Source organism: Effusibacillus lacus, from assembly GCF_002335525.1.
Taxonomy (GTDB): Bacteria; Bacillota; Bacilli; order Tumebacillales; family Effusibacillaceae; genus Effusibacillus; species Effusibacillus lacus.
Map to the genome: position 1 here is coordinate 34,984 of NZ_BDUF01000018.1, position 24,541 is coordinate 59,524.

Sequence of the window (24,541 nt, forward strand, 5' to 3'; positions counted from 1 at the left end):
GAATAGAGGATTTTCGGGTATCTATTTGAGGGTTAGGTACTACCGGGGAACATAAATGTGATCAAATAAGAACCTTGGAACCTCTTATTTGGAAAACAGCAGCCGATTGCCATGAAATAACGGCACTGGGTGCCGTTATCTTCACAGCCGGGGATGCTCAGCGGCACTGGGTGCCGTTATCTCGATAGCCGAAGATGATTAGCGGTACTGGGTACCGTTATCTCCTCAACCGAGGATGATTAGCGGCACTGGGTACCGTTATCTCGATAGCCGAAGATGATTAGCGGTACTGGGTACCGTTATCTCCTCAACCGAAGATGATTAGCGGCACTGGGTACCGTTATCTCGATAGCCGAAGATGATTAGCGGTACTGGGTACCGTTATCTCCTCAACCGAAGATGATTAGCGGTACTGGGTACCGTTATCTCCTCAACCGAGGATGATTAGCGGCACTGGGTATCGTTATCTCCTCATCGAGGGTATTTATCTGACACCTTGACGTAACCTTTGGTTACAAGAAAGGAGGAGGCTCAACAAATGCATTGAACAGTCCTTGCTTAGACAATTGGATCGGCATACCGCAGCTCCAGATGGCTGCCACAAGGTTTGCCCGTATCATAAGACAGGTTGCCAATTTTCTCTACTAATAGATTCTCACCGGACGTTTCGGTGCCTTGGAGGGATAGTTCGAGGAATTCCACCGCTGCCCGCAGTACTGTTTCCCCATCCGCCAATGCTTGCTCCCAAAGATCCCAGACGCTGCTGTTTGATGTTTCTTCAGGAATCGCCGGGTGATGCCACTCTGCATGGTTCTCGTTCAGATAGTCGCGTGGGGGGTTCTTACGCTTGTATACCATAGGTTCAATCTTGCCAAATGTGATTAGGCGCTTGATTCCATAAGGATCGTGAAAAATTTGCTGAGTCCTGACCATGTCACGATAAGCCTGACTCCAGTCACCGTCCTGCATGCGGTTCGCCTGTTCGGGAAAAAACTTGATGGCCGCCTTCCGGAACATGTCGACCACACCCTCCGGGAAGTCATCCCCTATATAGAACTGCTTCCAGACAGGTGTGTTCCAAGTGGCAAGCCCCAGAAATTTCTCCGCCATAATGGTGTCCAGAATTACTTCATACCGCTGGTGGTTCCATTTCTTGTAGCCGGATTTGTAATGGATATAGGGGTGCATATTGCGGTCAAGAACATGATGGGTCAGAAAACCCAATACATAAATCACGGTCGGATCATGCAGCTGTCTCCCACGCATTTGCAGCACCATTTCCACCAGGAAAGGGCCGCAATGCTTATGGTGAATTAACTCGCCCATGACATTGGCCCGTGTGTCCGTCTGCCACGGCAAGAAGTTGTGGTAGAACAAAAAATCAGGTCCCTGGCAGCCCAGATTGAATACGTTTGTGGTTTCAGGCTTCAGCAGATCAGTCCGTCCGATACGACGCAAAACCTCTTGTCCGAAGATGAGATGAGTCCAGATGTTGGGCATGGATTTCCTCCGCTCCGCTTACTTCTCCGGCGCATTCACGATCGGCTGCAACCGCCTGGTCAATAAAGAAGAGTCCGTCTCCGCTTGCCGGCAGGCTTCCTCATAGAAAAACATCTGGCTTTCCAGCGCTTCCTCGCCGGTCCGAACCCGCTCGTATACACCGTCCGGGCGAAGCATGCGAGCTTTTACATTGTCTCTCAACATGACGTCCAAAATATGCTTTATGCGATCTTTGAGATCCTCCTGTACAACCGGGAACATCAATTCCACGCGGGCCATCATGTTACGGGTCATCCAGTCAGCGCTTGACAAGAAGATCTGCGCCTCCCCGCCATTCTCAAAATAATAGATCCGGCTGTGTTCCAGGTACCTGCCGACAATGCTGATTACACGGATATTTTCACTGACGCCGGGGATGCCCGGCCGTAAGCAGCAGATGCCACGGATGATCAGGTCGATTTCGACTCCGGCACACGAGGCCCGGTACAACGCTTCAATCAGATCCTTGTCGGTGAGCGAGTTCATTTTGGCTGTGATCCGGGCAGGTTTGCCTGCCTCTTTATGCTGTATCTCCGTGTCGATTAAGCGCAAAAACTTCTCCCGCATCCCATCAGGGGCAGTCCCGAAGACGTTCCAGTCCGGTGTGGAGGAGTAGCCGGACAGATAATTGAAGAACGCGCTCGCGTCCACCCCGAATTCCTCTCTGGCCGTAAACATGCCCAGGTCGGTATAAAAACGGGCCGTAGTGTCATTGTAATTGCCGGTGCTAAGGTGCAGGTAACGGCGAATGCCGTTTTGCTCAGCGCGTACGACCAGCGTGATTTTGCTGTGGGTCTTTAACCCCACAAGTCCATAAATTACATGACAGCCGGCTTTTTCCAGTTTCTTTGCCCAAACGATATTGTTCTCTTCGTCAAAGCGGGCCTTCAACTCCAACAGCACGGTCACCTGCTTGCCGTTCTCGGCCGCTCTCACAAGCGCGTTCACAATCGGGGAGTCGCCGCTCACCCGGTACAGTGTTTGTTTGATGGCCAATACCTGCGGGTCATCGGCCGCCTTCTCGACAAAATGAACCACCGGATCAAAGGAATCGTAAGGGTGATGAAGCAGGATATCTTTTTGGGCGATCACTTCAAAGAGCTGGTCTTCATCCGCCAGTTCCTTCGGCATTTGCGGCTTGTTCGGCACAAACTTCAAGTGTTCATAACCGGCAAGCGAATAAAAACTGAAAAAGAACGACAGATCCAGCGGTCCTTCCACCGCATAGACGTCCCATTCCTCCAATTCCAGCCAGTCCTTTAGCGTGTCTTTCAGATACTTGCTCATGGAGATATCCATGCCAAGGCGGACGGCTGCTCCCATTTTTCTGCGTTTCAGTTCCTGTTCAATAGCCTCCAGCAAGTCTTCCGTCTCCTCTTCGTGAATGGTCAGGTCCGCATTCCGAATGATGCGGAAAGGGGAGACCTCCACGATCTTAAAGCCCTGAAACAGGCTGTTGATGTGCATACGGATAACTTCTTCCAACAGGATAAAATGGGCCTCCCCCTCTCCAGCCGGGAGTTGAACGAATCGGGGAAAGATGGAGGGCACCTGAACAACCGCAAACAGCGGCTCTTCCTCCCCATCCAACTCGCTCTCAAGCAGCACTGCCAAATTCAATGTCTTGTTCAGAAGCATCGGAAAAGGATGGCTTGCATCAACAGCCATTGGCGTAAGCACCGGGTAGACATGATGATGATAATAATCGTTCAGGAATCTCAACTGCTTCTCATTCAGGTCGCTGCCTTTCAGGAAGCGGATTCCCTCTTTTTCCAGATCAGGGGTAATCGATTCTTTCAGAATTTGGAACATCCGGCGGATCATCTCATGAGATCTCTCGGAAATGGCCATCAACTGTTCTTTTGGGGTCATGCCCGACTTGTTGTCCGGTTTGGTAAACCCGACTTTCACCTGGTCTTTAAGCCCCGCCACGCGCACCATGAAAAATTCGTCCAGATTGGAACTGGTGATGGCCAGGAATTTTAATCTTTCAAACAGGGGGTTCGCCGAATCATCAGCCTCTTCCAATACCCGTTCGTTGAAAGAAAGCCAACTCAATTCGCGGTTAATGTAATAATCCGGCAAGTCGAACTTCATCATTGGGAATCCAACCTTTTTCCTGCTAGAATTTGTCAAAACGCGTCGATATCCATTTTAACAATAATATATTAAGAATTCGTAAAAGTGGCAGTCGGTGTTTTCACAACAAAAGAAAAAGAACGGGTAAATACTTTTGAAACCCTCTTCAGGATGTCTTCCAGAAGGGCGTATTCCAACAGGTTTTCCTTGATGCTTGTACATTCGATGACGATGTTCTTCTTCTTCTCCAAGAGGCGGATACTCCGGATCTGCTGCGACATGGAACGATCCAGAATGCGGGCAAGAAGCACCAAATGCCCCAGTTTTTCCACCATCTCTTTGTCCGATTTGTCGACAATTCCTGCATACCGGGACTGTTGCTGCTGCAATTGTTTGTTGTTTTTGTAAGATGCCGTCATGGCGATCAGGATTCGCTGTTTGTGGGTCAATCCCAACAGCAAAACATTCGATAACAAATAAAACGTATGTTGGGAAGCCTCATACACATTGATGGATCTTCCCACATCGTGCAATAAGGCGGCTATCTCCAGGAGCTTGCGCTCGTTTGCTCCCAGATTGAGGATCTGCAGGTCTTTCAGTTCATCAAACAGCGTACAGGCCAAATTTTTCACATGTTGTGCATGTCCCTTTGGAACTTGGTAGCGGTTCATAAATTGTTCTGTGCTTATCCGGATAATATCGTCAGTACAGGATATGTTTTGGAGCGGGAGAACTTTCTCGTACAACACCCCATCCCGCAGTCCTTTGTTGCTGACAATCAATTGCTTGGTTCCGATCCATTCCATAAGGGTTTGGAAGACTGCAATACCCGCAATAATCACATCCGCCCTGTCTTTGGACAGACCGTTGACTTCTTTCCGTTGTTCCAGGGAAAGCTTGCGTATCCATTGAAAAATTCGATCCACACTTTGGTCATCCAGCAAATAGTGGTGCAGGCTGGCCATTGGGTAGTGAATCTGTTGCTGATGAATCTTTCCCAGATTCCGGGCCGTTCCCCCCATGGCTATCAGGGGGAATTTCTGATTGAAAAGCCAAGGTCGTGACGAGAACTGCTGTTGCAGAAACTGCTTTAGATGGACGATCTCTTGATCCGTTGGGATCTCCCTTTGGAGGAAACGTTTGGTCAATGTAACAATGCCAAAGGGAAAGCTGTGGCTCTCCTGCAGCTTCCGATCCCGAATCAGGGTCACCTCAGTGCTTCCGCCCCCCAGGTCAACAGAGATTCCGTCACTTACGTTCATGCTGTTGACCACAGCCAAATACCCGTAATAAGCTTCTTCCTCCCCAGTCAACAAACGAAATGGAATCCCTGTATTCCTGTGAATGGCAGCCAGCAACTCCTGCCCGTTACTTGCCTGGCGGACAGCAGCTGTCGCCACCCCTATTACTTCGCTCACCTGTCTGGCATCGCATAATTCTTTGAATTGGCGCATGCAATCCATTGTCTCTTGAAAACCGGTTTCGCTGATCAACCCATTGGGCTGCAAATGGTTGCTCAGGCGCAAAACCCGCTTGATATTGTCGAACTCATAGAAGCTTCCTTGTTCGTCCTTGTAGTACACAACCAGCCGGGCGGTGTTCGAACCCAGGTCAATGATTCCAATGAAAGTCCCCATGTCCACTCCCCTGCTTTTTCTCTCTTTTTGCTGTTTCTTACCCATTATTATACAGTAGGAAACCGTGTCCATACTGACCTGTTCATTTTTGGGCGGCAAAAGGTTACAATTATAGGGCATGTGATTGTTTTTACGGGAGGTTGCCAGCATGAACGAAGAAAAAAAGGAGTGCACCATCGACCATACTCTCGAGGATCTAAAGGGAAAACTTCAGCCCTTTCTGGCCCTGGAATTTGGAACAAAGTTGGCTGCACTTTTGGATCAGGACAAGTTCAATCAGGAACAGTTGAACGAGTTGTTTCATCATCTGAAGAAACTCCACAAATACCAAGACAAAATCAACGATCTAATCCGTGAAGCGGAGTAAAGCGAAAGGAGCCATGGAGAATGCCTCACCTGTTTAGTTCTTTTACCTTGAAAAATCTTGAACTGAAAAACCGGATTGTAATGCCTCCCATGTGCCAATATTCAGTCCAGGCAAAAAACGGCATACCAAACGAATGGCATTATGTACACTATATCAGCAGGGCAGTTGGCGGTACCGGCTTGATCATTATGGAAATGACGGATGTGGAGCCGGATGGCCGGATCAGCGACTATGATTTGGGAATCTGGTCGGATGACCATATCCCGGCATTTGCCCGGATCATCGAAGGTTGCCATACATACGGAGCCAAAGTGGCCATCCAGATTGGCCATGCCGGACGCAAGGCGCAGGATGCCGCCGTTCCAGTGGCTCCCTCCCCGATTGCCTTTGACGACAAATCAAAAACCCCGAGAGCACTGACAACGGATGAAGTCAAGCAAATGGTTGAAAAATTCAGGGACGGTGTCAGACGGGCGGTGCAGGCTGGCGTCGATACAGTGGAAATTCACGGAGCACACGGATATTTGATCCATCAGTTCCACTCCCCTTTGACCAACAAACGGACTGATGAGTATGGAAAAGATATGACCAAGTTTGGGGTCGAAGTAATTGAGGCTGCCAAGAGTGAACTGCCGTCCAACACTCCTTTGATCATGCGCATCTCGGCAATTGAATATGTGGAAAACGGCTACGGTCTCGATTACAGCATCGAACTGTGCAAAAGGTACCAGCAGGCCGGAGTGGATCTATTCCATATCACATCCGGCGGTGAAGGTCCAATCGGTTCGGGCGGACGGCCAGGCGCCAACCCCGGGTATCAGATCCCCTTTGCTCGTGCCATCAAGGAGGCCCTCCAAGTGCCGGTCATTGCGGTCGGCAAACTGGAAGATCCTGCGTTGGCAGAATCGGTCATCGGCAACCAGGACGCTGATCTGGTCGCAATAGGTCGCGGAATGCTGCGTAACCCCTATTGGGCCCTTCACGCCGGTGTGGCTGTCGGCCACAAACCGGAAGTGCCCCAGCAATATGTTCGGGCATTCTGAGAAAAGGTTGAACGGAAATCCGTTCAACCTTTTGCAAAAAGCTACCTGTATACTCATTAATAAAATCAAATTGGGATGTTGTACTTGACTGTTGGAATGCACGCTGCTTGCTCAAAAGCGTAGCCAAAGCGATAGAGTGTTGCTTCCGTATGGGGACACCCGATCAATTGAAGGCCGATTGGCAGACCGGATTGGGAGAATCCGCACGGAACGGACAGACTGGGAAATCCGTTAAAATTCGTCGGGCCTGTCAATCGGGTTAGTGCAGTCCGTACGTGTTCCGATACACCGCCAACCGTCACTTTCCGCTGTTCAATTTCAACCGGCAGAATGGGAAGGGTGGGAGCCGCGAGTATATCCACTTCCTTTAAAACGCCTTCAAATGCCTGAATCGCAGTATGTTTGACCTGCTGCGCCTGGACATACTCGTATGCTTTGGTTTCCGCACCGGTGCACAGGCGTTCTTTCACTTCCTGATCCCATTTTGCCGCAGGGTCGCGCAGTTTTTCCTCATGAACGGCGTATGCTTCACTCTTCAGTGTCACATGTTGAGCATTGACAATTTCCTTCATGTCGGGGATTTCCACGTTTCGGATTTCCGCGCCCAGACTGCGGAAGATTTCGAGTGCCGACCAAACTTTTTCAGCGACTTCCTCTTCCACATTGTCAAAGTAATAATTGGAAGGAACCCCAATCCGACTGCCCTTGATTCCCTGTCCGACATAACGTGTGAAATCTTCCGTTTCCTGCCGGATGGAATAGGGGTCTCTTGAGTCAAAACCTGCCAAAACATTAAGCATGAGTGCATTATCCAGCACAGTTCTTGTCATGGGACCCACATGATCGAGCGTATAGCCCAGGGGAAAAACCCCAAATTTGCTGATACGTCCAAAGGTCGGCTTCATTCCCACAATCCCGCAGCAAGCGGCGGGAATCCGAATCGATCCGCCTGTATCCGTCCCCAAAGCTCCGTAACACATTGCTGTTGCAACAGCAACCCCCGAACCGCTGCTTGACCCGCCGGTAATCCGGGAGGTGTCATAAGGATTTCTGGAAGGTCCGAAATAGGAACGGTCTCCCGTTGGACCATAGGCGAATTGATGAGTGTTCAGCTTGCCGATCAGGATAGAGCCGGAAGCCCTTAATCGTTCCACGACAGCAGCATCATAATCGGGCGCAAAATCCTTGAACATCTCCGACCCCATGGTAGTTCGTATCCCTTTGGTATAGATCAGGTCCTTTAACCCGATGGGAACACCATGAAGAGGCCCTTTCAGGTTTCCGGCCATAATTTCCTGTTCCGCTTGAGCAGCATCTGCCAGCGCATCTTCCGCCAATATCGTGATAAACGCGTTCAGTTTCGGATTTAACAGGGCAATTCGAGCAAGCAAGTCTTTTGTTATTTCAACGGGAGACAGTTGTTTGTTCCGGATTGCCTCCGCCAGAGTTGCCAAATTGTAATGCAAAGCGCTAGACATTCTGATTTCTCCTCACTGTCACAAACTCATGTTGGTTTCCAACAATACTGGCTGGGCACCCAGAAAGTTTTGAAATGCAGACAACGAATTCATGATTTCCGTAGGATCGATATCCCTCATGATAAATACAAGATGGGAACGGTGATCCTGATCGGGCCAATCTTTGAGGTGTTGGGGAGGATGTATGATATGCTGCACCCCGTTAAGTACGACCGGCCCTTCCTCGCCCACATCCAGCAGTCCCTTGACGCGAAGTACGTCTTCACCACGCGCATGCAGCAACATGCTGAGCCACAGGCCGAAGGCGGTCCAATCAAGAGGATGGTCAAAGGTAAGCGAAATGGAACGGGTTCCCGGTGCATGTGATTGTTCGGTATAAGGCCGTTTGGCTCTGCCATCCAACGGGTTGCCGTTTCCCGCCCCTGCCGGATTCGGCCGAAACAGGACAGATGGTTGCACTTTGCCCGAAATCACTTCCAATATCTCAGCTGAAGGATTAAGCGTACGGAGTCGCATTTTGAGACTGTCTATAGTTTCAGGCGAAGCCAAATCCGTCTTTGTCAAAAGGATCTTGTCGGCTATTGAAACCTGTTTGAGGGATTCGGGTTGGCGATCCAGATGCAGGTGGCCGTTTACCGAATCGACCGTCACGATGACCAGATCAATAGAAAAATGATGTTGAAGAACCGGATCAGAAAGAATCGTAAACAAAATCGGAGCCGGATCGGCAAGCCCGCTTGATTCGATCATAATCCGGTCAAAAACAGGAATGACCCCCTGCTGATCCTGATTCAACAGGTCTCTTAAAACTTTGACCAGATCATCCCTGACCGTGCAGCAAAGACAGCCTCCTCCTAACAGTATGGTCTGTTCTTCCACTTGTCGAAGCAGATGGTGGTCAAGTCCGACCTTTCCATACTCATTTACCAAAACAGCCGTATGAACCAGTGTGGGCTCAGGAAGCAGACTGTTGAGCAAGGTGGTCTTGCCGCTGCCAAGAAAACCGGTAATAACAGTTACAGGTCTTTTGTTCGATCCGTAATGCATAGTTATTGTCTCCGTTATGTTTTGTTCGAAGCGAGATACGAGAGAAAGGAAGGATCCAGGGGATTGAGCGGCCGACCGGCCATTTTTTCCGCAGCTGGCCACAATTCACCCAAATCCTGAATGACTGCGGATCTGCCTTTTTTGTCTCGAAGAATAAACTTGCTGCCGCTCCAATCTTCCACTGACAGACTATAATAACGCAGAATCCGGTTTGTCAATCTGATTCTGTGCAGGCGGTCCCTCTGCCGCGCTCTTTGTTGTCCACCTGCCACAGCAATTGGATTTGACCCGTCATGGCCTTGCTTCCTGTCTGTCCAATGAATTTTCATTACGGATTCCCCGCACAACACACACATTGCCTGGCCCCCCTTCCTGATCAGTTAAAATAAACAGGTACAGGCCGACTGATCGCGTCGGCCTGCAGCCGTTTGGGTCCCATTATTTGTTTCGCGGATTTCGCTGCTTGAAATCGTCGGCAATCTCGTCAAATGTTGCCCAGCGAATCCCTTCGTGACCATTGATGTATTCAATCAGGCGTTCAAGCATCAGGAGCACCTGGGGTCTGCCGCTCACATCCGGATGGATTGTCATGGCAAACACCGCATAGTCGTATTCCCGATATACCCAGTCAAACTGGTCACGCCACATTTGTTCAATGTCACGCGGATTCACAAAACCGTGACTGTTAGGTGACTTCTTGATAAACATCATCGGGGGCAGATCATCCAGATACCAGTTGGCGGGAATTTCGATCAGGTCCGTTTCTTTTCCGCGAACCAAAGGTTTCATCCATTCATGTGCCGATTTTTCATAATCAATGTTTGTCCAGCTGTCGCCAACTCGCACATAGTAAGGATGGAAATCGTTGTGCATCAGGCTGTGATCATATTTTATTCCATGCTTTAAAAGAAGTTCATTTGTTACATTGGAGAACTCCCACCATGGAGCCACATAACCGGTTGGACGCTTGCCTGAAACTTTCTCTACCAGATCAATACATTTGAGCAGAACATCCTCTTCCTGTTTCGGGGTCATGGCAATCGGGTTTTCGTGTGAATATCCATGAATACCGATTTCATGTCCGGACGCCACTACCATCCGGGTCTGCTCCGGAAACGTCTCAATCGAGTGTCCGGGAATGAACCAGGTTGTCTTCAGATTATACTTATCAAACAACTTGAGAAGGCGCGGAGTTCCAACTTCTCCCGCAAAAAGGCCCCGGGAAATGTCATCGGGGGAATCTTCACCACCATAGGAACCCAGCCACCCGGCAACCGCATCCACGTCAATCCCGAAAGCTACAAAAATCTCTTTCTTTGCCATATTAACTCCTTCTCCTTTACCAATATATTTTTAATTACAATCTTAAGAAGCCACACTTTTTGCAGGGGTTCCAATTCCGTCTTCAAACGGAATCTCCCAATCACGGCCTGCTGTGGTACCAAGGTAATCCTCCGAATAATTGGATTCAATCTCCATTTGTGGATGCTTACGCAAGTACCATCCCTTCATCAACACATAGTAGGCAATGAATCCTACCGGGAAACCAACCAGATACATATACTCCATAAAATAGAGTGCCAGTCCGCCGCCAATGAACCAGGCCAACATGCCCGCCCAGTTGATTCCACCATCGTATTTGAATTGTCCTTCTTCCTCAAACAAATCTTTTACATTCAGACGTCGCTTGCGAAGCACATAATAATCGCAAATAATGATTCCGGCTACAGCGGACAAGATTGCACCGTAATACCCGAGATAAGTAAACAATTGATTCAGAATGGCCCATGGTTGAACGACTGTTCCAACAATACCCGCCAATACAATGCCCGTAACCATCGACATCCTGATGCCAGCTCCGGCATTTACGAAAGTCAGGGAGGCAGGGATCAGATTCGCCGCAGTATTTGTGGACCATTGGGCCAGTACTACCATGATCAGAAGCACAAAGTACGCCCAACCGGTAGCCGTTCCCTGAATGACTTCGATCGGATTCCAATTGCCTGTTCCAAGTATGCTGACCGCACCAATAATTCCCATAAAGGTTTGCACCAAAGGCAGTGCGGTCACATGTGGCCAGAAGCTGTTCCAATTTCTTTTGATCCAGCTTTTTTCCCCTTTGGTGGTTTTAATGTAACGCGTAATGTTTGGTATATCAACGGCAAGAGCCGACCAGAATCCCATATTGGCCACCATGACCAGGAACCAGCTTGTTGTGTTTTTGGTTCCTTCATAGGTCCATACGTCTATCCCCTTCACTTCCGCCATTCCAGTCATCTTGAACAGGATCCAGAAAGAGATCACGATAATGGAAGGAGCCGCCACTATGGCAAACCGGTCAATCGCTTTGATCCCCATTGCCGTATTGACAATTTGAACAACAGCAAAAATCACGTACCAGGTAAACCATGAGTCGAATCCGGTCATCTTGGCAACCAGTGCATTAATGGCCAAGGCTCCCAGGTAGGTTTGGATGCCAAACCAAATGGCTGCTACAATTCCCCGGCTTACCGCAGGAAGATGGACGCCGACTGTTCCAAATGGCGCTCGCATATATGCTGCAAAAGACAACCCGTGTTCGATTCCGATGTCGCCGCTTAAACTGCCGATCAGGGCGATTACCAGGTTGGCCACAAGAATTGCGGTCGCTACTCCCCAAATTGACATGGAGTCAATGCCGTTTCCCCCAATCATAAACGTGGCGATAATAACCGCCATGCCTACCCAGATGTTAAAGAAGCCAAATCCGCTGATCACCCGATCTTTTCCAAGCACGGGAACAATGTCCCGGGAAACCAAGTGATTTTTCTTCGCATGATCCATGCAAATACCTCCTGCCTATTGTTTGGGAGTCCGGACTTAACCCGGATTATTCGAAAGGCTCTTCAAAATGATGCTTTTGTTTAGATCCCGCAGATAGGGAATTGTCCTGCGTTGTGTTTCGACCAAAGAAAGATCGATTTCAGCAACAAGTGCCTCATCCTCCGAAAGCGCCTCCCTTAGTACCATTCCCTGCGGATTCACAATTCGGCTTCCTCCGCCAAAAGCTGTTTCCCCCTTTTCTATTCCGGTTCGATTGGAAGCGATCACAAATACGCCGTTTTCCAACGCTCTAGACCGAGTAGCCAAGTCCCATGCATAGCGTCTTGCCTGCCCGAAAGCAGACGGATACACCACAATGTCAGCCCCGTTCAAAGCCAGGATACGTGACCCCTCCGGGAATCCGATTTCATAACAAATTTGTACTCCCAATCGGGCGAATCCCAAGTCGAACACAGGAAATTCTTCTCCTTTGGCAAAGCGGGTGTTTTCGGTGTCCCAAAGATGAACTTTTCTGTAAAATCCGACAAGACCATGAGGACCGACAACCACTGCAGTATCGTATACAAGCCCGCTGATAACGCTTTTTTCCAATATGCATCCAATCAAATAAACATGATGCTTCTGACTGAGTCTGGACATCCATTGGGTTGTAGGGCCAGGGATTGGTTCTGCCAACTCCGGGTCCCTCTCTTCCACCCGGTATCCAGTGTTAAACAATTCCGGCAGAACTATCAGCTTTGCGCCTTGTTGGACTGCATCCTCAATCAGGAACAATGCCTTTTTGAGATTTTCCGTTTTGTCCCCAAGAACACAATTCATTTGAACGGCTGCAACTATTGGTGTGTGTATGCCTGACATCTCTACCCTCCTTATAGCAGATTCATATTTTCTGAAATAGCAAACTTCATGCCAACAAAAAAAAACGGGTGGATCATCCACCCGAAACCAATGAATACTGCAAAGGAACAATTTAGGCAGCATCCACCCAGAATATTCTCCCCGAAAAATTTATGCATCATTGCATATATCCAATTGCCGCAGGTCACAATTTGTTCAAGCAAATTCAATTGCATCAATATACAGAACATTTATGCTCAAACGCATAGAATTTATGCGTTTTTGCATAGATCGTCAGATAACCCCAGTTTGTTTAACTTGCGGCTGATTGTCGATTGATTCACACCCAATACTTCGGCAATTTTGGTGGTGGTGTTGTACCGTTCCTTTGCCATGGTCAATAACTGCCTCTCCACAAGTTCAATTGCCTGTTGCAAAGGAATGATATTGGAAACGCTGACTCCTGATGCCACGGTTTGGGTTTGCAAGAGAGCGTCGGGTAGATGATGGACTTCGATCACTTTTTGTTCCGTGGTGACCACCAGCCGCTCGATAATGTTCTGCAATTCCCGGACATTGCCCGGCCATTTGTAAGCTTGCAACAATTCCGCCGTTTCTCTGGAAAAAGATTTATTGGTGTTAAATTGCTTATTGCATTTCTCCAAAAAGTGAACCGCCAAAGGTAGTATATCTTCCTGTCTTTCCCGTAAGGGAGGGATACGGATGGGAACTACGTTCAACCTGTAATACAAATCTTCCCGAAAGGCATTTTTTCTGACTTCCTCTTCCAGGTTGCGATTCGTTGCAGCAATAATCCTGACATTGACTTGGACGGACCTGGTTCCTCCCACCCGGACAAACTCTTTTTCCTGCAAAACACGCAGCAGCTTCACTTGCAGGGCTAATGGAATTTCACCAATTTCGTCCAAAAACAATGTTCCATCGTGGGCCAATTCAAATAAACCCATTTTTCCATCTTTGGAAGCACCGGTGAAAGCTCCTTTATCATATCCGAACAGTTCCGATTCCAGCAGATTTTCCGGGATTGCACCGCAATTGACCTTAATAAACGGTTTGTCTTTCCTTGGGCTGTTTTGGTAAATATGGGAGGCAATTATTTCTTTTCCCACACCCGACTCACCAAGAATCAGCACGGTTGAATCAAAATCGGCCACTTTTTCCGCCAAAGCTATCACATTCTTCATAAGTTGGCTTTTGACGATCAGCTGCCCATCTTGCAAGGTGCGTTGTTTCAACTGCTCCAGTTCCCGCTTGTATCCTTGCATGATTTGCTTGGTTTCTTCCAATTCCGACTGCAGTCTGCTTTCTTCGGTAATGTCACGGGATGTATTGATCACGCGAATGATGTTTCCGTCTTCGTCCTTGATTGGAGTTCCAACAACCTTCAATCGTCTTCCCGTTTTGGTGGTCTGAATCGCCTGGACTTTTTCTTTTTTCTCCAGCACAAGCCGGGTTATGGATGGCTTGAACACCCCTTTTTTCTCCAGTTCATAAACAGTCTGTCCCACCAGTTCTTCTTCTTTATATCCCCAGAGCCTTTCGGCTGCGGAACTGACCCGCAATGTCATTCCTTGACCGTCAGAAACGTAAATTACATCGTAGCTTGAATCAAATACAGCTTTCAAATCCTGCACCAAATTGACGTACGAATCGAGATTCATCGCGATTTTTTCGATTTCTGCCGCTTCCCAATAGATTTTGATTGCCCCGATGGAAACACCTCCATCCAACACATTGGTTAATGTATAGATACCTTTTTTATCTTCCGTCACTCTTACAACCGGCTTCGTATCTGTGCTGGTCAAGACCCGGTCAACCGAAGCGTCTTTGTCCATGCTTTTCATTGGTTTGTCTACAATTTGATCCAGAAGAACGCCCTGGGCTTCCAATTCCTGTTTGTTTGCATAGCGGATGCGGCAATCCTTGTCAAACACCGTAATTCGAAAAGGTAATGAAGCGAGGATGGATTCATAATAGTTTTTCTTTTGTTTGTAAGAATGATAGAGATGTCGGTAGATGACTTCACGGCCAATCCACCCCAAGGGATCCCCTATTTCATCTATTACAAGCCAAATGGAATAACTGTCCCACGACAGGTTATCCTGCTCAATTGCCAGTAGGGAAGCTTCTCCTACCGGAATCGGCTCGTCCTGATCACAATCGGCCATCATTCCGAGAATGCGTTTTTTTCCGTCCGTGACAAAGACAATTCCCTCTTCCAGACACTGTTTCCGTATATCGGTGTTCTTCCATTCCATCCTTGTGACAATCCTGTAATCGGTGTTCAGCAAGTTCTTTATCTCCATGTGCCCACCTCGTTTGGTAAGATGGATATTCGTGCATTTTCAGAATATTATATCGATATTCCTTTTGTCGATAGTTTTTAGACAAAACATTTTGGCACATTTCTTGCTTGTAAGAAAGTGGTAAGGAGGAGATATGGATGAACCATAATGGCCATAGCATTTTGCAAAAGTTTGTTGATATTGCTCATTTGCTAAACGACATTTCGGTGGAGGACATTTCCATATCCATTCAGGATCGGGAAAGGATCATAAAATATGTTCCCGGCCGCACGATTGATCTTGGAATTAGGGAAGGAGATCTTCTGAAAGAGGGAAGTGTCAGCTACCAGGTGATCAAAAGCGGACAAAAAATTATGCGAACGGTGGGAAGAGAAGTCCATGGAGTTCCTTATATAGCTCTCGGCTATCCGATTTTTGATGGTGAACAAGTAATTGGCTGCGTAACAACCATCACTTCCATTGACAAGAGAGAAAACATGCTGCAGATGGCGGAACGGCTTTCGGCCTCAATGCAGCAATTTTCCGCAAGCATCCAGTCATCGGCTGCATCTTCTGAGTCGCTTTTCAAGCATAACGAACAAATGCTGGAAAGAATCAATACGGTCAGACAGACAGTTTATGATATCGACCAGATCATCAAAATGGTGCAAGAGGTTGCAAGCAAAACCAATATTCTTGGCCTGAACGCTTCGATCGAAGCTGCGCGGGCCGGTCAGCATGGAAAAGGATTTGCTGTCGTTGCCGACGAAATCCGAAAACTCGCTGAAACATCAAGCAATTCCGCCAAGAACATCAGTGCCCAGCTGCAAAACATTCAGTCATCGGTGCAGGAATTGATCGAATCCAACGCAGTGATTTACCAATCGTCGGAGGTGTTAAGCAATCATTTGTCCGATTTGTCGGGATTGATGCAAGAACTGACCGGCATGGCAACGACCTTGTCCGAAATGGCCCAATTGGGCGGCAAAGAGTAGCTCCGCATACCGTCGTCTGCCGATGCCCTGAACCTCAATGGTTTAGGGCTGTTCCTTAATGCGCCTTGTCAAACCTGAGTTAAACAGAAAAACCCAAGGAGCCAAAACTCTTGAGTTTTCCCAATACCAGAACAGAACTTTTCAGTTTGTGTTCCTGACCCGCCCCACTTCTCACTCCCGATTCTTCGGCCGAAACTCATGCAACAGCTTCGTCAAAGCCCGCTTCTCAATCCTGGAAACATACGACCTTGAAATCCCCAACTCCTCCGCAATCTCCCGCTGGGTCTTCTCTTCCCCATCCGGCAGTCCGAACCTTCCGCGGATCACTTCTTGTTCCCGCTCGTCCAGAAATTCCAGCCGCGAGTAAATCTTCGCCTTTTCCATCTTTAACTGTACCTTATCGATCACCTCATCAGACTCGGTTCCCAGGACATCAATTAACGTTATTTCGTTGCCCTCTTTGTCGGTCCCGATCGGATCGTGCAAGGAAACGTCTTTTCGTGTCTTCTTCAGGGAACGCAAATGCATGAGAATCTCGTTTTCTATACAACGTGCAGCATAGGTGGCCAGCTTGGTGCCTTTGTCAGGCTGAAAGCTTTCGATTGCTTTAATCAAACCAATGGTTCCGATGGAAATCAGGTCTTCGTTGTCCTCACCGGTGTTTTCAAATTTCTTTACAATATGGGCAACCAGGCGAAGGTTATGCTCAATCAGTACATTGCGGGCGTTTTCGTCACCGGCAGCCATCAGTTTCAGGTACTTCTCCTCATCTTGCTCCGACAGCGGTTGCGGGAACGCATTGTTCTTGATATAAGAAATAAACAGCGCGACTTCCCGGATCAGCCAAGCTACAGTTGCCAGGATTCCAGGCATTGGATGTCGGTCACCTCCCACAAAAGTTTTGGTACAAACCACGTGTGTACGCCGCCTGTGTAACACTATATGTGGGAGTCTGGGCTCCTGTGCCTGTCTGTGCAAAAAAGGACGTGCAAGTTATAACAACTCGTGCGGTGGAGGAAAAGGGGAAGTTGCCTACCTTTCGGTCGGCAAGAACTCCTACTGGGGCAAACGGATTACCGCTGTGAAGCGAGTGTTCTGATTTCTCAATTTCTTGCATGCTAACTTATAAACCCTCACCCCTTTCAAAAGAAGGCGGTGAGGGTTTTCTTTGTGTTCCGTTCAATTTCCGCTTAGGGCATTCCGATAGATCCGGCGGATATCTTCCACCCGATAAGGTTTCGGACTTCTGGCAAGTAAGCGCGTTTGTTTGATTGCATCATTTGCCAGCAGATCCAGATCTCCTTCCCCAATTCCATAGGCATCCAGTGTAGATGGCAGACCCACGTCCGCAACCAGATCCCTCATTCCCTGAATGGTTGCCAATGCTGCTTCACGAACAGTCATTCTCGGGGTGCACACGCCCATTGCCTGACCAATGCGCGCCACTTTTTCCATGCAGGACGGCCAGATAAAATCAAACACATAGGGAAGAAGAACAGAGTTGGATTCCCCATGCGAAACATGAAACAATCCGCCAATCGGATAGGCCAGCGCATGAACACCCGATACTCCGGCATTGTAGAAAGCCATGCCCGCTATCACGCTTCCCCAGGCCATGTTTTTGCGGGCTTCGCGATTCGTTCCGTGCCAGACAGCTGTGCGCAGGTTGCCGCTTATTAATTTAACCGCCTCCAAAGCCAGGGAATCCGTAAGAGTTGTTGCATTCACAGAAATATAGGCTTCGACCGCATGAGTGAACGCGTCCATACCGGTAGCCGCAGTAGCTCTTGGCGGCAAACTGCAGGTCAGCTCGGGATCGACAATGGCTGCATCGGCCAGCAAATAAGGATTGGTAATCACATCTTTGGTGGTTTCCAGTGAAAAAACCGCTATATCGGTAACTTCGCTGCCCGTCCCGGATGTAGTGGGAATCAGGATTTTGGGCAAGCCCTTTCTGGCAAGCTTTCTGGTTCCTGTCAGATTCAGATAGTCCGGGATGCTGCCCTCATTTTCCGCTACTGTCGCTGCTGCTTTTGCCAGATCCAAGGCGCTCCCTCCGCCGATGGCTACCACCATGTCCGCTCCGCTGGCACGTACCGCTTGAACAGCTTGGTCAGCAACAGCCAAAGGAGGTTCCGGGACAATCTGATCGTAAACGGAGTATTCGATTCCGCCACTTTGTAATACTTCCTCCACCCGTGCTGCCAAACCGGCCTGAATCACTCCGGGGTCGGCAAATAAAATGACTTTTTTCGCAGCAAAACGCTTGCATTCATCGATCAGGATTTGAATCGAGCCTTCACCAAACCACAGTGTTACCGGCGATACGAATTTGTGCATACTCTCCCCCTCTTTCTAGACTGATACATTCGCGGGAGATTCCACCGCCCCGTAAGCCTCACGATAGATTTGTTCAATTTCCTTTACAGTCAGCCAACGCGGATTGTTGTTCAATAACCTGTCGATCTTGCTTGCTTCTTCAGCAAGAGCAGGAATGTCAGCTGCCGTAACCCCGACATCTTTGATGCTGGAAGGAATCCCCACATCTGCAGACAATCTGGCCATAGCAGCAACTGCACGGTCAGCAGCTTCGCGCAGGGAGAGTCCCTCAACACATTCCCCCATGGCCTTTGCCACTTCTGCAAATTTTTCCAGATTGGCCACCACATTGTATTTCATGACAAAGGGCAGCAAAAGTGAATTGGCAACACCATGAGGAACCTTAAACTTTCCACCAAGAGGGTATGCCAGGGCATGAACTGCCCCCACACCCGCGTTTCCAAGAGATATACCCGCAAGCAAGCTGCCCATCGCCATATCTTCCCGGGCTTTTATGTCTCTCCCATTGTATACCGCCTTACGCAGAGAACGAGAGATCAACTTGATTGCTTGCAATGCAATTCCATCCGTCAGCTCATTGGATTTGATTGCAGTATAAGATTCAACAGCGTGGACAAGCGCATCCATTCCGGTTGCAGAGGTCACGGAAGGAGGAACGGTTAAGGTCAATTCCGCGTCCACAATAGCAACCGACGGAAGCAAATACGGACTAACGATTCCTTTTTTGACCATGTCGCGCGTATCTGTAAAAATTGCATTGTAAGTTACTTCAGAACCGGTTCCGGACGTGGTTGGTACAAGTATGAAGGGAACACCAGGATGTTTCACTTTTTCGATTCCCACCAATTCACGAACGTCGCCGGGATTCGTCATCATTACGGCCAAAACTTTGGTAACATCCAGGACACTTCCACCGCCAATTCCAATCAATCCATCGAAACCTTGGCCTTCCATTTTCGAAGCAATCTGTTCCAAGTTTTCAAATGGGGGCTCGGGCACAACCTCATCAATGACATCATATTCCACCCCCGCAACATTTAACGGTTCCGTCACTTTGGAAAGAAGCCCCGTTTGTTGAATAATTCTGTCCGTAATAACAAGCACCCTGGATGCTCCAAGCTTTTTCGCTTCCGCCCCGATTTGTGCCACAGAACCCGTTCCGGTGAGCAAAGCACCCGGTGTGCGGAAAAATGACAAACTCATGTCTGATTCCTCCCTAAGCCAACTTAATTCCGATAAATTTAAGTTCGGTCATATCCTCGATGGCGTACTTGACTCCCTCTTTTCCTACACCACTGAGCTTGACACCGCCGTAAGGATAATTGTCCTGGCGGTAAGCGGAAATTTCATTGATCCATACTCCGCCTGTCTCCAATTCATCTGCCAAACGAAATGCACGGTTGATGTCATTGGTAAACACTCCCGCCTGCAGACCGTAATTGGAGTCGTTTGCCAGTCGGATTGCCTCGTCTTCCGTTTCAAAGGGAATAACAGACACAATCGGCGCAAACACCTCTTGGCAAACAACCTTCATGTCAGGGGTGACATTAACAAGAACCGTCGGTTCAAACAATGATCCCTGACGATTGCCGCCCGTTAATACGGTTGCCCCCTGTGATTGTGCTTCCTGTACCCATTGTTCGGCACGTATGGCAGCAGCCTCCGTGATCATCGGGCCAAGATCCGTAGTTTCTTGCATAGGATCTCCGAGGACCAGCTTCTTAACAAGCGGCAAATACTTGTCTATGAAGGATTGGTAAACACTTTTTTGGACATAGATCCGCTGCGCCGAGATACAGACCTGACCTGCAAAGGCAAAGGCTCCCCGTACCAAACTCGTTGCTGCCGCATCAAGGTTCGCGTCATCGAAGACAATGTTGGGAGAATTTGAGCCTAACTCCAATGTAACCTTCTTCAATCCTGCCAATTGGCGTATCCGAAGACCAACCGCGGCACTGCCGGTAAAGGTGATTTTGCTGATGCGCGGATCGGTTACCAAAGGTTCTCCCACTTGAGCCCCTGCGCCCATTACAATGTTTAAAGCACCTGACGGAAGTCCCGCATCCTCGAACACCTTGGCCAACATCACCGAAGTGAGGGGCGTTTTCTCTGCAGGCTTTAATACAACTGTATTTCCGGCTGCGATGGCTGGTGCAACTTTGTGCAGCACCAGGTTCAGGGGAAAGTTAAAGGGAGTAATGGCTCCGATTACTCCTATCGGTACACGGCGCACCATTCCGATCCGGTTTTCGCCACCGATGGCGCCGTCCATCGGCACCAGTTCACCCTCGATTTTCTTTGTTTCATCCGCAGCAAAGCGAATTACTTGTACCGCTCGCCCGACTTCAGCCCTTCCGTCCCGAATTGGTTTTCCCGCTTCAAGAGCGAGGATTTTCGCAAATTCATCGGTATTCGCTTCTAATAAGTCTGCCGCTTTCCGAAGAATTTCTGCCCGGCGATGGGCAGGGAGCTTTTTCATTGTTTGATGGAAAATACGATGAGCTGTTTCAATTGCCTGATCAAGATCTTTCAGAGTTGCCATGTCAATTTTGCCAACCAGTTCCCCGTTAAACGGACTGCGAACTTCATGGGTAACACGACCACTGCCGAGCAATAATTCTCCAGCGATCAAAGAACCCGTATGAATCATATATGAATCCTCCTTTACATTCCTAGAAATGCTTTTTTGACGTGAGAATCGTTGAGCAAGTCACGGCCTGTTCCTTCGATCGTGATCAAACCGTTTTCCAGAACGTAACTGCGATCCACAATCTGTAAGGTCTGTTTGACGTTTTGTTCAACCAACATAATTGTGATCCCACGCTGACTGATTTGCTGGATAAGAGCAAACAAATTCTTCACAAGCAGAGGGGACAGGCCCAATGATGGTTCGTCGAACATGAGCAACTTGGGACGGCTCATAAGTGCCCGGCCGATTGCAACCATTTGCTGTTCACCGCCGGACAGTGTCTTGGCAACCTGATTTTTGCGTTCTTCCAGACGAGGGAGTAATTGATAAACCTCTTGCAAAGTTTCATTTCGATATTTTTTGGCTTCCTTATGAACCGATCCCAGTAAAAGATTCTCTTCCACAGACATAAGCGGAAAAAGACGTCTCCCTTCCGGCACCTGTACAATTCCCATTGGAACCCGTTCATGTGCAGGTATAGCTGTAATATCTTTCCCTTCAAAGAAGATTTTTCCGCCAGAAAGCTTGCGAGTCCCTGAGATGGAGTTGATCAGAGTGCTTTTTCCGGCACCGTTTGAACCAACAATGCTGACGGTTTCACCTTCGTGCACTTCGAGACTGACACCGCCCAGCGCTTGCATGCCGTCATAGTGGACACTTAGATTTTCTACTTTAAGAAGCATGTTCATCACCCAAATAAGCCGAGATTACGTCCGGATTCTTTGTTACTTCTTCCGGTGTCCCTTCGGCAATTTTTTCACCGTAGTTGATAACAACTACATGCTCGCACAGTGCCATAACTGCCCTCATAACATGCTCAATCATAACAATCGTAACCCCGGAATCCCGAATGCTTCGGATTAATTCCACAGCCTCATCGACTTCACTTGGTGTAAGTCCTGCCAGTATTTCATCCAGTAATAAAAGTTTTGGCTGAGTGGCCAATGCCTTGGCCAGTTCAAGACGTTTGCGGTCCACAATTGTAAGGTTTTTCGCCAGTACATCCATTCGCGTGCCAAGCCCAACCTGCTCAACAACTTGTTTGGCTCTTTTCAGAGCTTCCGTACGGCTCGAAGTCCTTGCAAAAGCCCCAACGGCAACATTGTATAGTACTGTTTTGGAACCGAACGGTTTTACTATCTGAAACGTGCGTCCAATACCTTCTTTACACAGAATGTAAGGAGGCAGGCCGGTAATTTCTTTGCCGTTGAAAATAATTCTCCCGGAATCAGGTTTGATATAACCTGAGATTTGATTAAACAGTGACGATTTGCCCGCACCGTTGGGACCGATAACACCAAAAATCTGACCTTGTTTGACAGTGATGGTAAAATCTTTGGTGACAGTCAGTCCACCAAATTTTTTGTTTAAATTATTGATTTCTAACAGGGACATTACACAAAACTCTCCTTCCCTTGGAGTACAAATCAGGCCAGGTCTTTTCCCGCTTCCGGATTAAAAGGCACTCCATTTTTTTTCGAGAAACCGAAACGGAACAATTTTTGCAACGGGTCCAGGATTCCTTTGGGGCAATAAAGCATCACCAATGCAACTGCTATGCCGTAGAGAACCAGATGCATACCCGGAATTGCATCCCCGAAACTTACGCGAGTAATTTCTCCGACAGTTGTCAACAGGATGGCACCTACAAAAGGGCCGAAGACAGTTCCAAGTCCACCCACAATTGCCAGGAAAACCATTTGTGCGGAGAGGTCAAACCCTGCAATCGTTGCCGGTTCCAGATAACGAATCAATTGAGCGAAAAATGTCCCTCCGATTGCGGTAAAGAATGCACTTATCCCCGCCGCAACCAGCTTCACTCGTTGCGTATGAATTCCAAGCGCTTTTGCGGCTTCCTCATCTTCCCGCAATGCGGTTAGATAAAAGCCCAATTTAGACCGTTCAATGTACCAGGAAACCAGTATCACTATCGACAAGAACACTAGAATGATATAGTAATAGGGAACCTTGGATAAAAATTGGAAATCAAAAAATCCAGCATCCACCTTCAACGGAACCATGATGCCTTCTGCCGCTCCAAGATGAACGGGACCAATTTCCTTGACCGTTTCCAAAATGACCGAAAGTCCTTCCGCAAACGCTATGGTTGCAATGGAATAGTAAGCTCCTCGCAGACGGAAACTTGGTATTCCAATGAATACTGCAACAAGTGCAGCCGCCAATCCCCCGACAAACATGCCAATCCAGGGGCTAAGGTCCAAATAAATGAAAAGAAGTGTTGATGTGTAACCCCCAACCGCCATAAATGCGGAATGTCCCAGTGAAAGCTGGCCTGCGAATCCCCCGACAATGTTCCAGCTGGTCGCCAAATAGGCGTAAAACAATATCATGATCAAACTGTGGAGAATATAGGGGTTGCTTGCAAAAATGGGCAGCAGGGACATGGCAGTCAGTAGTATCAATACCGGCAGATACCGTTTCATGTTCCTCACTCCTTTTGTCCTTTATTTACCAATCATGCGGTGAACCGAATAACCCCGAAGGCCGGAAAAAGAGAAACAATAAGAAAGCATACAACACAATCATCGGGGAAAGTGTGTATTGAACGAACAAAGAGGAGACCGATTCTACAATCCCTATCAGAAGTCCTCCCACAATGGCCCCGGGAATGCTGCCCAGTCCTCCGAGCACAACGGTTACAAAGGCTGTGGTTCCAAATACGTTTCCAATACTGGGGTGAAGATTATAAAACGGTAAAAGAGCGACACCCGCCGTACCCAATAGAGCCAGGCCCATCCCGAATGCAATGCTGAATGTTTTTTCCACGTTGATTCCCATCAAACGGGCTGCATTTCGATCTTGACCGACAGCACGTATTTTTCGGCCAATTTCCGTTTTTTGCAGGAACAGATAGAACAGGATCGTAACAACAACAGCCAAAACAAAAGCATAGAGTTTGGGAAGGGTGATTATGATTGATCCAAGCTGTAAGGATTTATTTGCAAAATCGGTTTGAACCATTTTATAATCCGCCCCGAAGACACCCAGAAAACCGTTTTCAAGGATTATCATCAAACCAGCGGTCAGGAGCAGGGCACCGATTGGTTCCCGAACGTCCGCTTCCTTTTTTAATACCGGTTGAATTAAAAATTTGTTGGTGCCATACCCGATCAAGAACATCGCAGGCACTACCGTAATAAGTGTCAAATAGGGATGAAGACCCAGCTTTGTAACGCTATAGAAAGACAAGAACATCGCAACCATCAAGAAGGCCCCATGAGCAAAATTAATTACCCGCATAATTCCGAATATCAGGGTAAGCCCCAGAGCGATTAACCCATAGACGGAACCCATTAAAATGCCTTGAACCAGCGCCGAGAACATGATTGAAATCCCTCCT

The 24,541-nt window shown here is 48.2% G+C and carries 21 protein-coding genes; 3 read left to right on the top strand and 18 right to left on the bottom strand.

Annotation, left to right across the window (positions count from 1 at the left end; translation table 11 throughout):
* Nucleotides 1-558: 558 nt before the first annotated feature.
* The 3 genes from EFBL_RS04455 to ppx all read right to left on the bottom strand — a co-directional run bounded on the left by EFBL_RS04455 (nucleotide 559) and on the right by ppx (nucleotide 5,255).
* Nucleotides 559-1,500: a zinc dependent phospholipase C family protein gene (locus EFBL_RS04455; RefSeq protein ID WP_096180936.1), complete on the bottom strand. Its 942-nt coding sequence runs from the start codon at nucleotides 1,498-1,500 to the stop codon at nucleotides 559-561.
* Nucleotides 1,501-1,518: 18 nt separating this feature from the next.
* Entirely contained in the window at nucleotides 1,519-3,636 is a 2,118-nt protein-coding gene (locus EFBL_RS04460) for an RNA degradosome polyphosphate kinase (RefSeq protein WP_096180978.1), read from the bottom strand.
* Between the two features lie 71 nt (nucleotides 3,637-3,707).
* Complete coding sequence (gene ppx / locus EFBL_RS04465; protein WP_165912631.1) at nucleotides 3,708-5,255, bottom strand: exopolyphosphatase; 1,548 nt, start codon at nucleotides 5,253-5,255, stop codon at nucleotides 3,708-3,710.
* Between the two features lie 148 nt (nucleotides 5,256-5,403).
* Between ppx and EFBL_RS04470 the strand changes: the two genes are divergently transcribed.
* Both EFBL_RS04470 and EFBL_RS04475 read left to right on the top strand, forming a co-directional pair.
* A complete protein-coding gene (locus tag EFBL_RS04470) occupies nucleotides 5,404-5,622 on the top strand; it encodes a hypothetical protein (RefSeq protein WP_096180938.1) in 219 nt (72 codons plus the stop codon).
* 20 nt (nucleotides 5,623-5,642) lie between these two features.
* On the top strand, nucleotides 5,643-6,665 hold the full coding sequence (locus EFBL_RS04475; protein WP_096180939.1) for an NADH:flavin oxidoreductase/NADH oxidase: 1,023 nt from the start codon (nucleotides 5,643-5,645) through the stop codon (nucleotides 6,663-6,665).
* A 65-nt stretch (nucleotides 6,666-6,730) separates the two neighbouring features.
* Here the strand turns inward: EFBL_RS04475 and EFBL_RS04480 are convergent, their stop codons facing one another.
* The 7 genes from EFBL_RS04480 to EFBL_RS04510 all read right to left on the bottom strand — a co-directional run bounded on the left by EFBL_RS04480 (nucleotide 6,731) and on the right by EFBL_RS04510 (nucleotide 15,177).
* Nucleotides 6,731-8,143 carry an amidase gene (locus EFBL_RS04480; protein ID WP_096180940.1) on the bottom strand — a complete coding sequence of 471 codons (1,413 nt, stop codon included), beginning with the start codon at nucleotides 8,141-8,143 and terminating at the stop codon, nucleotides 6,731-6,733.
* Between the two features lie 18 nt (nucleotides 8,144-8,161).
* On the bottom strand, nucleotides 8,162-9,190 hold the full coding sequence (locus EFBL_RS04485) for a CobW family GTP-binding protein (protein WP_096180941.1): 1,029 nt from the start codon (nucleotides 9,188-9,190) through the stop codon (nucleotides 8,162-8,164).
* Nucleotides 9,191-9,204: 14 nt separating this feature from the next.
* Nucleotides 9,205-9,546 carry a hypothetical protein gene (locus EFBL_RS04490; protein WP_096180942.1) on the bottom strand — a complete coding sequence of 114 codons (342 nt, stop codon included), beginning with the start codon at nucleotides 9,544-9,546 and terminating at the stop codon, nucleotides 9,205-9,207.
* Between the two features lie 82 nt (nucleotides 9,547-9,628).
* Complete coding sequence (locus tag EFBL_RS04495) at nucleotides 9,629-10,513, bottom strand: polysaccharide deacetylase family protein (RefSeq protein WP_096180943.1); 885 nt, start codon at nucleotides 10,511-10,513, stop codon at nucleotides 9,629-9,631.
* Nucleotides 10,514-10,555: 42 nt separating this feature from the next.
* A complete protein-coding gene (locus EFBL_RS04500; RefSeq protein ID WP_096180944.1) occupies nucleotides 10,556-12,013 on the bottom strand; it encodes an NCS1 family transporter in 1,458 nt (485 codons plus the stop codon).
* Between the two features lie 36 nt (nucleotides 12,014-12,049).
* Nucleotides 12,050-12,871 (bottom strand): carbon-nitrogen hydrolase family protein, encoded by an 822-nt coding sequence (locus EFBL_RS04505; protein WP_096180945.1) that lies wholly within the window; start codon nucleotides 12,869-12,871, stop codon nucleotides 12,050-12,052.
* A gap of 251 nt (nucleotides 12,872-13,122) precedes the next feature.
* Nucleotides 13,123-15,177 (bottom strand): sigma 54-interacting transcriptional regulator, encoded by a 2,055-nt coding sequence (locus EFBL_RS04510; protein ID WP_231705683.1) that lies wholly within the window; start codon nucleotides 15,175-15,177, stop codon nucleotides 13,123-13,125.
* Between the two features lie 137 nt (nucleotides 15,178-15,314).
* On the opposite strand from EFBL_RS04510, the gene EFBL_RS04515 reads away from it, so the two are divergent.
* On the top strand, nucleotides 15,315-16,151 hold the full coding sequence (locus EFBL_RS04515; RefSeq protein WP_096180946.1) for a methyl-accepting chemotaxis protein: 837 nt from the start codon (nucleotides 15,315-15,317) through the stop codon (nucleotides 16,149-16,151).
* Nucleotides 16,152-16,322: 171 nt separating this feature from the next.
* Here EFBL_RS04515 and sigK read toward each other — a convergent pair whose 3' ends face one another.
* The 8 genes from sigK to EFBL_RS04555 all read right to left on the bottom strand — a co-directional run bounded on the left by sigK (nucleotide 16,323) and on the right by EFBL_RS04555 (nucleotide 24,525).
* Complete coding sequence (sigK, locus tag EFBL_RS04520) at nucleotides 16,323-17,024, bottom strand: RNA polymerase sporulation sigma factor SigK (RefSeq protein WP_096180947.1); 702 nt, start codon at nucleotides 17,022-17,024, stop codon at nucleotides 16,323-16,325.
* Nucleotides 17,025-17,330: 306 nt separating this feature from the next.
* A complete protein-coding gene (locus EFBL_RS04525) occupies nucleotides 17,331-18,491 on the bottom strand; it encodes an iron-containing alcohol dehydrogenase (protein WP_096180948.1) in 1,161 nt (386 codons plus the stop codon).
* Between the two features lie 15 nt (nucleotides 18,492-18,506).
* Nucleotides 18,507-19,694, bottom strand: a complete 1,188-nt coding sequence (locus EFBL_RS04530; protein ID WP_096180949.1) for an iron-containing alcohol dehydrogenase — start codon at nucleotides 19,692-19,694, stop codon at nucleotides 18,507-18,509.
* 13 nt (nucleotides 19,695-19,707) lie between these two features.
* Nucleotides 19,708-21,141 carry an aldehyde dehydrogenase family protein gene (locus EFBL_RS04535; protein ID WP_096180950.1) on the bottom strand — a complete coding sequence of 478 codons (1,434 nt, stop codon included), beginning with the start codon at nucleotides 21,139-21,141 and terminating at the stop codon, nucleotides 19,708-19,710.
* 14 nt (nucleotides 21,142-21,155) lie between these two features.
* Nucleotides 21,156-21,863 carry an ABC transporter ATP-binding protein gene (locus EFBL_RS04540; RefSeq protein WP_096180951.1) on the bottom strand — a complete coding sequence of 236 codons (708 nt, stop codon included), beginning with the start codon at nucleotides 21,861-21,863 and terminating at the stop codon, nucleotides 21,156-21,158.
* Nucleotides 21,853-22,575, bottom strand: coding sequence for an ABC transporter ATP-binding protein (locus tag EFBL_RS04545; RefSeq protein ID WP_096180952.1), 723 nt, complete (start codon nucleotides 22,573-22,575; stop codon nucleotides 21,853-21,855). Before EFBL_RS04545 ends, EFBL_RS04540 begins: the two co-directional genes overlap by 11 nt.
* Nucleotides 22,576-22,607: 32 nt before the next feature.
* A complete protein-coding gene (locus tag EFBL_RS04550) occupies nucleotides 22,608-23,624 on the bottom strand; it encodes a branched-chain amino acid ABC transporter permease (RefSeq protein WP_096180953.1) in 1,017 nt (338 codons plus the stop codon).
* Between the two features lie 25 nt (nucleotides 23,625-23,649).
* Nucleotides 23,650-24,525 carry a branched-chain amino acid ABC transporter permease gene (locus EFBL_RS04555; RefSeq protein ID WP_096180954.1) on the bottom strand — a complete coding sequence of 292 codons (876 nt, stop codon included), beginning with the start codon at nucleotides 24,523-24,525 and terminating at the stop codon, nucleotides 23,650-23,652.
* Between the last annotated feature and the right edge of the window lie 16 nt (nucleotides 24,526-24,541).